This is a genomic window from Bacteroides sp. (assembly GCF_052357945.1).
Classification (GTDB): Bacteria; Bacteroidota; Bacteroidia; order Bacteroidales; family Bacteroidaceae; genus Bacteroides.
The window spans coordinates 1-8,004 of record NZ_DAWCXD010000186.1; the positions used below are offsets into that span (position 1 = coordinate 1).

At 34.8% G+C, this 8,004-nt stretch carries 7 protein-coding genes and 2 pseudogenes; 1 reads left to right on the plus strand and 8 read right to left on the minus strand.

Going from position 1 to position 8,004, the window contains the following annotated elements; translation table 11 throughout:
* Positions 1–177: 177 nt before the first annotated feature.
* Positions 178–666 carry a hypothetical protein gene (locus ACT8YW_RS20675; protein WP_444106995.1) on the minus strand — a complete coding sequence of 163 codons (489 nt, stop codon included), beginning with the start codon at positions 664–666 and terminating at the stop codon, positions 178–180.
* A gap of 38 nt (positions 667–704) precedes the next feature.
* On the opposite strand from ACT8YW_RS20675, the pseudogene ACT8YW_RS20680 reads away from it, so the two are divergent.
* Positions 705–970 (plus strand): annotated as a pseudogene (locus ACT8YW_RS20680) (acyloxyacyl hydrolase); the annotation flags it as partial.
* Positions 971–1,004: 34 nt separating this feature from the next.
* On the opposite strand, the gene ACT8YW_RS20685 reads toward ACT8YW_RS20680, so the two are convergent.
* From ACT8YW_RS20685 to ACT8YW_RS20715, 7 genes and pseudogenes are all read right to left on the minus strand, one after another.
* Entirely contained in the window at positions 1,005–2,237 is a 1,233-nt protein-coding gene (locus ACT8YW_RS20685) for a Spi family protease inhibitor (protein WP_444106996.1), read from the minus strand.
* 19 nt (positions 2,238–2,256) lie between these two features.
* Complete coding sequence (locus tag ACT8YW_RS20690) at positions 2,257–3,003, minus strand: hypothetical protein (RefSeq protein ID WP_444106997.1); 747 nt, start codon at positions 3,001–3,003, stop codon at positions 2,257–2,259.
* Entirely contained in the window at positions 3,000–3,749 is a 750-nt protein-coding gene (locus ACT8YW_RS20695; protein WP_151934085.1) for a hypothetical protein, read from the minus strand. The genes ACT8YW_RS20690 and ACT8YW_RS20695 overlap by 4 nt, the downstream gene beginning before the upstream one ends.
* Positions 3,750–3,756: 7 nt before the next feature.
* Complete coding sequence (locus ACT8YW_RS20700; protein WP_444106998.1) at positions 3,757–5,304, minus strand: C10 family peptidase; 1,548 nt, start codon at positions 5,302–5,304, stop codon at positions 3,757–3,759.
* 7 nt (positions 5,305–5,311) lie between these two features.
* The gene (locus ACT8YW_RS20705; protein ID WP_444106999.1) at positions 5,312–6,778 is read right to left on the minus strand and encodes a C10 family peptidase; all 1,467 of its coding nucleotides are present in this window, start codon (positions 6,776–6,778) and stop codon (positions 5,312–5,314) included.
* A 44-nt stretch (positions 6,779–6,822) separates the two neighbouring features.
* Positions 6,823–7,212 carry a DUF3244 domain-containing protein gene (locus ACT8YW_RS20710; protein WP_004298217.1) on the minus strand — a complete coding sequence of 130 codons (390 nt, stop codon included), beginning with the start codon at positions 7,210–7,212 and terminating at the stop codon, positions 6,823–6,825.
* A 160-nt stretch (positions 7,213–7,372) separates the two neighbouring features.
* A pseudogene (locus ACT8YW_RS20715) lies at positions 7,373–7,957 on the minus strand (tetratricopeptide repeat protein); the annotation flags it as partial.
* Positions 7,958–8,004: the final 47 nt, after the last annotated feature.

Consider the following 8,004-nt stretch of genomic DNA (forward strand, 5'->3'; position numbering starts at 1 on the left):
CTGAAGTACATCGATTGTAGAACATGATGATACGACTAATCCGAAAAACAGCAGAATGGTCAAAGGTAACAATAATTTTTTCATAAGCGGATAATTTGAATTAATAAATGATACGTATTTTACCTCCCCTTAAAAGGGCTGGCTTTTTTATTGGTGAATATCTATTAATACTCTTCATTACAAACCGAATATTCTATATCGTTGATATAAAGTCGTCATTGAAACTGATTTTACAGGTATACTGTTTACCCAATCTAAGATTCCGTATGCATCAAGAATATAGTCATCGTCGTAGTATGCAAAACAATATAACGATGTCGGGTTGTAGATATACCAAATATTGGTATTTGCATTTTTAAACTTATACATTCCAACCTCATCTACATCGTTTATTGAAAATGATAATGTGGTTTGTAGGATAGGATTTATTACTTTATTCGGATTAGCTTTGATAGCTAGTTTATAATATTTGCTCTTTTCATTTTTTATAGTATTACTTTTTTCGGTAAAGGTTGTGGCAACACTGTTCGCTTTTAATTCTGCATCGGATTGACTTGCTGCACTTGAATTTGAGAAAATGAGCTTATCTCCTTGTCTTGTGCTTAGCGCAGGTACAATATCATATAATTTCTCTCCTGAGCTACTTTTGCGGACGTATACTTTCATTATTTCTATATATGGTTCTTCAAGTTGTTCTTGGTGTTGAGTATAGAGTGGGCGAGTATTATTCGGGCGATTTGAAGTTTCATCGTCCTCCTTTCCGTAAGCAATTTGCCATGGGACTATCTATCTCTTCGGTCGGAACCTGATATACAGCGGTGATGATATGAAAGGGTTCTACCAAATTCTGGCTCTCAAGACTTACATCACCTGACATTTGTTTCTACACGTGGGGTATCAGTTGAGCAAGTTTAAAGACCCCAACAATCTGATGCTGGGGCTTGGATATAGATTCCATGATAAACGATGAAAGAGTAATCTGTATTTGCGTATGTTGTTTTTATCTATTTGTTTCTTATGTTGGCGATTATCCCAAGATTTACATCTTTATATTTTAATCCATTAAGTTCAAATGTAATTCCTCCGTCATTATTAACTAAGAAATATCCATCAAAATTTGTATTCTTGCTAAAGTTGCAATGAAGATAGGTTGAATTCTCTTCATTGATAGCATAACCGTCTACAAGAAAAGCAAGTCTATTTCGATCTCCTACTAAAACAGGATATAGAGAAAGTAACGACGTTTTTACTATATCTAAATTCCAACTCTGATCTTTATCACAAACCAGCCCACATTGAGAAGAATTCAAGGCTGCAGATATTTTATCTGTTGGAGTTTCCATGGCAACAACAGCATTTACAATAGAAGATTGTGGCCATTTGTCATCATAGGCTTTGCCCCATACTGGATATGTTCCAATAGTGTCATATATGTATTTGGATAAAATTCCTGCTAACTCCCACCATTCGGGTACTGTGTCGTTTCTCTCCATAATTAATGTTTCCCAATTAATATACACTCCGTTAATGCTTATATATGGTTGTAGGTATGCCATTGCTTGAGCAATGCTGATAACGGCTTCTCCTGTATAATAGTTATCATACCATGCCGATCCCGGTCTACTTCCGACTCCTTCAGCATATTGTACCCATGCTTTGGGTAATAAACGATTGTGTGGTGCACTTTGTGACCATTGGGTGCTACAGAAAGGCACAATCATCACACTTACTTCTCCTGGTATAGGGTCAACAGGGTAAGAACGTGTAGACAATTTGTTCTTATAGTCTTGGATTTTATCCAACAAAGTATTCTTCGCCATTTGCATCATAACATTCGGGCCTAAAGAGACTTGATAAAGCGAATCATTGAATGAAGGCATATATGCGAGTACTTCTTGGAATCTTTTATCTCCGGAAACAATAATTCTTCCATTCTCCGGACCGTTATTTATCTCTACTTCATAAATTAAGGGGAGTTCTTCACTTGATAAAGCTCTTGTTTTTTCAGAAGCGTGTAGCCTATATGTACTTTTTATACCAAATGCAGTATTATTATTTCTAGTTCGTGGTTCGGATGTTACAGATTTGTGAAATGTTTCGGCAATTGTAAGTGCTTCACTTTCTGACAAGTTATAAAGACTACTATTAGCTTCTATATTAATCTCTTTGTCTAGTTCCTCTGTACATGCTGAAATTGATACAGCAAAAATGATACATATAAATATGTTTTTTCTCATAATGTTTTTGTTTACTTAATTATTCGATTGCTGATAGAAAACATTGGATTTTTGCACCTCTTACAGATGCATTCGGATATTTTGATTTATACTTTTCAGTAAAGTCTAATACAATGATAATTGCATGGTCGTTTACTACGGCGAATCCGTGTTTAGATATGTTGTTGTTAAAGTTTAAGGTAAGGCTGTCTTTATCCCACTCGTAGGTTCCGGCCTTTTTATTATTGTCATAGTCGGATGAAGAATAATCAATTTCCACAGCTTTAGTATCTTTATCAAAAGAGTATAGTATTCCCGTTCGGTTCTTGGCAATTTCTTTTAATTCGCTCTCTATTATTTCTCGAATGTGCAGGTCACCACCATTTATCCAAGTGCTAGAGGAATCTCCTTTTTCTATGAACTTTCCGGAAAGGTAGTCGGAAATAACTTCAATCTTTGCAAAATTATCAGGATTTCTTAAGTCACGCAGATATATGGAAGTGTTTCCTACACTGTTTCCTGTGATTAGGATTGCCTTACTATCATTTTGAGGTTCAACTGTTGCTATTCGAGGATTTTCAGACTGTAATCCAAGCCCCATTTGGAATTTTTCTAAATCAGACAATATATATACAATTCTTTTTTCTCCTGCTAAAATATGTATGGAGTTGCTACTTAATTCAATGGATTCACAATTTAGTTTGTCTTCGTTTGAGCAGCTAATTGTAAATATACAGAATATCAGAAATAACAGTTTCACTTGTCTATCTACTTTTTTATCAATCAAAATGTAAGCCCTCCTAATTGAATTATTCCATTATCCTTCCAAATATAATTAACTTTTACTTCTGTGATACCGGCATCAGGATACCGTTGCTGATATTCTACTGTTTTATCACTCTGTAGGATATATCCGTATGACATTCCTGTGGCAAATTTAAAACCGAATTTCTCTGTTTTATTATCATACATTAGGGTTAAAGAGGTAATGTTCCATTCGTATGTACCTTCTTTGAATATTCCCGAATCAGTTTCCATTGTGAACTTCTTGGTTTCCTGATTGAATGTATAAGTAGCACCAATGAATGGTTTCTCTTTTTCTCGTAACTCAACTTCTATTTCTGGGGGGATTCTTAGATCTACAGCTTTTATTATTACTCCCGGATAATCAGGGTTACCTTTTAATGGAATTCCCCAATTGACAATTTCCGGACTGTTGAAGTATTTGACATATACGGAGATTTCACATGCTACCTTATTATTGTCAGCATCAATAAGTCGTATCATGGTGCTCCCACTTTTGTATGTAGCGATGCATACGCCCATTTCGTCAAGAGTTGCTGTTGCAATTTCTTGATTTTCTGATTCTAACTTATAGTTGTGCTCTGTTAAGTCTGTTTCTATGATGGCATGCCTTGTGTCTCCTTCCCATATAGAAATTGATTTCTTTTCAACTTCGTATGGCTCCTCTTCAGAGCAACCATACGAAGATGCCAGTAATAATACAATTAGTAAAAGTCTACTGATTCTCATAGTCCGGTTATTTTCTAGTTATATTATATAGCATAGTCATTTCTTGCGTGTAATATGCAATATTATTATCGTCGTCTGGAAATACAACATCGCAATCCTGCAGGTCATTGCTTGTTCTAAAGTAAACTCTAGATCTTTTCCCCCATCCCATATTTACTGACCAGTAATGGTCATATCCGGCTCGGCGTTGACGCTTCGTAATAACAACTCCATCGATAAGCCATGCGTGTCCTCCCCCATTACCTATAATCTTGCCATTGTCGTCCACAATATGTCCGGGACCACAAAGAAAAACAGGTTTTCTTTCAAATAAAGATTGTTTTGCTAGATTGCCATTAAACTTGTTATTTTGATCCCCGTAGAAATTAACCATACTCTTCAAATAATTTATGGTATTGATTGTCGGAGTTTCTGTTTGAGTGATTACTGATTTCTTATATGTTTTTCCTGTATTGACATCTAATAAGTCCTTTTCTTCATAAGAGGGGTGTGAATCTGTTGCTGTGGCAATCTGTGCAAATAATCCTGTAATCATATTTACCAGATCTTCAGGTGAACTAGCTTCTGGATATCCTTGGGTAAATTTGATGAATTCGACTGATGTTGCATAATCCCAGTCAACCTTTTGACTATTTGCTAAATACATGTCTGGTTTCACTATGCTGAACAATATTCCGATTGCTACATTGGCACATCCTACAGCAAGATGTCCTTCACGCTCACCTCCATATCCGTCGTAGATCATCATTATAGGCCTGCCGTAGTTGTATGGATCATTTTGAGTCCATGATACCTTGGATAAAGGATTGACAAAACCTACTACATTAGATTGAGGTCTGTTTACGCCTCCAGATTGATTTCCAGGATTATTATTTCTAGTTGATATTTCATCCGTTGTTATAATTCGATCTTTAAAGTCTGAATAGGAAACTTTTTTCTGCGGGATGTTTAATTGTTGGGCTATTTTGTGGAGAGTAGAATCTCTTTTTGTAAATTTCAAATATTCTATTTGCTGGATATCTAAAAGGATATTTCTTTTAGAAAGTTCCAATAAATAGCGTGCCTCCATATCAATTTCGGAGGGCGGAGTATAATTATCTATATAGAAAAGGACTTCCGGCACTCTTTCGTCTCCACAGATGACTGCCAGACTTTTATTTCCCTTGCTATTGGATAATTCAACCTCAAATATTGGGACAGTACGTTCTTCGGATATTGTAGAACGGGTATCTGTAATATTCTCAATAATATTGTTTTTTTCGGTAATGTAATACTTCTTCTTTATAGATATTTTTGCTGTTTCCAAGTTTCGCGTAGCAATGTCTTTTCCCACTTCTATATTATTTTGGAAATTGACAGCTATATTGCTAATTTCTTTTGGAGTCAACTCCTGTGGATGATCGTATGCAATACTGGCGAATTCTTCTGGTGTTAAAACAATCTTGTTGTTTTCTGTATTTCTATCATTAAACTCATTGCCGATGCTGTTGTCTGTACACGATAAAAAAAGAAATGGAACAATAAGGATATATATTAAATATTTATTATTTGGCATATTGAGTCTATTTGGCATAAATATTATTTAAGTAATTCATTTGATAATCCCATTGATGAATGCTATTGGCTTCGAAATCTGTATTAGCATTACTGTCTAATTGGTAAAATCCTGTACATTCGTCTGCCCATCCAAAATTGGCGTGCCAGTAAACATCGTTTGTCTTCACTAATTGGCGTGTTGAAATAGCTTTTTCTGTAACCAGTATACCGGATATGATGAAGGCATGATCAGAAGTTAGCATTAGAACCAAATGTTTGTCTCGTAATGCTGCCCACGCCATGTCGCCATTAAAAGCTGCCTTGGCTTGGTATTTAAAATATTTGTTCATTGTATTTAACATATTCTGCTCTGAAACTTCACTCGCGGTAACCGCATTATCCCAGTCTTTTTTAGATGTGGTTTTGTTTTCGATATAGAGGTCTAGAATGAGGCGCTGGGCATCGATTAGACCACCTGCACCTGGGTCATCTAATTTAGGAGTCTTTGTCATTTGATCCCAATTAGGAATGAAAGTCATACCAGTTTCCATCTCATACTGTCCTTTAGGAATTGGAAATTTTACTTGAGGAAGTTTTCTACAGTGAGTATATGTCATCATCTGCGCCATAGCAATATTCACACATCCGGCAGGAACTGATGTGAAATTCTTTCCTCCATCTTGTGTTCTTACCCAGTCTCGTAAACCATCTCTATCTATATTAGAGAACCATCCATTATAAGGATCCTCTTGTCCCCAATTTGTTTTTACTAGAGGGAATATAGATTTGTCATGATAGATTTGCATTTCTATATCTCCTATTTGTACAGCAGTTGATCTGGTTGTAGGTTCTGCATCAGTAATAGTTATATAGTTTTTGACTGCCTCATAAGAAACCTCATTTATAGGTATTTCCAGTTCTTTACTAATCTTTTCAAGTGTTGGAAGTCGTAAAGAGTCTACAGCTTCTTTCATCTTTATTGTATTATAGAGATAGCTTGCTTTTGAAGCATGTAATAGTTTACTAGCTCCTGTTTGCTCCATCATTTTTTCACTACTACATTTAGGAATGAAGGCAATGATGGCAGGAAAATTTGCATTCGCTGAAACTATAGCACGACCGATAGAAGAGCCATTACTAAATTCGATTTCGCAAATTTTCGATGTGATATCGTCATTGTTAATGGCTCTTGTTGCTTGCTCTTGTTCTTTGAATTCTCCCTCTTTATTAATAAAACTCTCTTTTACAATCTTAAAGGAAGTTGCATTGCTTCTTGTCGTTGTTCCGTTTTGCAGATTAGCAAAGGCACTTACCATGTTGAAAAGAGTTTTCTCTTCCAAATCTTTTGTTTCATCATAGGAGATGCTAAAGACTTCATCTTGTGTTAGTTTGACTTTCTTTTGAGAGATAAAATCTTCTGAAACATCATTCGTACACGAATGGATGGTGAATAGGCTGGCTATTGCACATAAAAAATAGAAATGTTTTTTCATATTTTTAATTATTAAGTTGCGTAATGATTGTATGTTTGTTACTTTTATGGCATTGAGTGTTCAATTTCAAACTCTCCAACTAAAGTCATGTCTTCTTCTATATAAAGAAGCTCATAATGACCGGTTTTGTAGCCTGTTAAATTAATTTTATAAGTCTCTTGCCCATTAGGGGGGATTATCACACCTTGGAACATGATGTTTCCTTGCTGATCTTTTACTTGGAAGATGACTTGTTTGTCTACGTTTTCTAAAAAACGAACTTCAATAGTATTTTCGTAGAGAATAGCTTCTATAGGAATAGGAACTGGTACTCCTCTGTGCTGATGCCATCTTTTGATAACTAAACGCTTAGCTCTATGCTCTGATAGAGTATTGGCTTCTATCGTTATAAATGAAATGCCAATTAATAATAGTACAATACTTAGCTTTCTCATATTTTTAATTGTTTTCTGCAAAGTTATAGAGAAATGAAGGGGTGCACAAGCAAAAGATGTTTTTCGGCGTGGACAAAAGGCTGTTGATAATCAATGGTTTATGCAATTTTGCGTGGACAACTTCTTAAACTGTAGTTTATTTCCTACTAAAATGAAGGTATTAGTGCATATTCTCAATCAAGTACTCATATAATGTAGTATTGTCATTCAGCAATGCAATGTTCAGTTTTTCTCTAAGTCTAAACCGTTTCTTTCTTACTGAATCACTTGCAATATTTAGCAACTTTGCTTCTGTGTTAGTATCAAATCCGCACATACATAAACAACAATACAAAAAGTCTTGTTCTGGTAAGTTGGGACATAGACTATATAAGTATTTAGATAAATTTGGATAGATATATGTTATTTCATCTGCAATGAGTTCCCATTGCTTATCTGTTATTAATGGCTTATCATTTCTTGGCTTATTTTGTTTGGCTAACCGTACCAACTCTTTAAATGTTGGTGAATTTTCTAGAGACTTATGTTGTAGTTCCTTATAATTGCTAGTTAAAAGAGCTATTTCTTTCTCTATTTTATTATAGTTGTCATCTTTTTCTTTAAATGTGTCTAATAACTTTTTTTTCTCTTCCAATTCTAATGAAACATAGGTTAAATCTGTTTTTATCCGGTTTAATTCATCTTGTTGTCTGTGTATTTTTTCTTTTGCTTGTTTTCTATATAGTAAATACACTATCATTATTAATGCGAATCAGTATTTGATTTATTAGTTAAAAATTAGCGTAATTAGTG

Excerpts from the sequence above, each read along its gene's own strand:
- ACT8YW_RS20675 (WP_444106995.1), bottom strand. The coding sequence starts at position 666 with ATGAAAGTATACGTCCGCAAAAGTAGCTCAGGAGAGAAATTATATGAT.
- ACT8YW_RS20685 (WP_444106996.1), bottom strand. The coding sequence starts at position 2,237 with ATGAGAAAAAACATATTTATATGTATCATTTTTGCTGTATCAATTTCA.
- ACT8YW_RS20695 (WP_151934085.1), bottom strand. The coding sequence starts at position 3,749 with ATGAGAATCAGTAGACTTTTACTAATTGTATTATTACTGGCATCTTCG.
- ACT8YW_RS20700 (WP_444106998.1), bottom strand. The coding sequence starts at position 5,304 with ATGCCAAATAATAAATATTTAATATATATCCTTATTGTTCCATTTCTT.
- ACT8YW_RS20705 (WP_444106999.1), bottom strand. The coding sequence starts at position 6,778 with ATGAAAAAACATTTCTATTTTTTATGTGCAATAGCCAGCCTATTCACC.
- ACT8YW_RS20710 (WP_004298217.1), bottom strand. The coding sequence starts at position 7,212 with ATGAGAAAGCTAAGTATTGTACTATTATTAATTGGCATTTCATTTATA.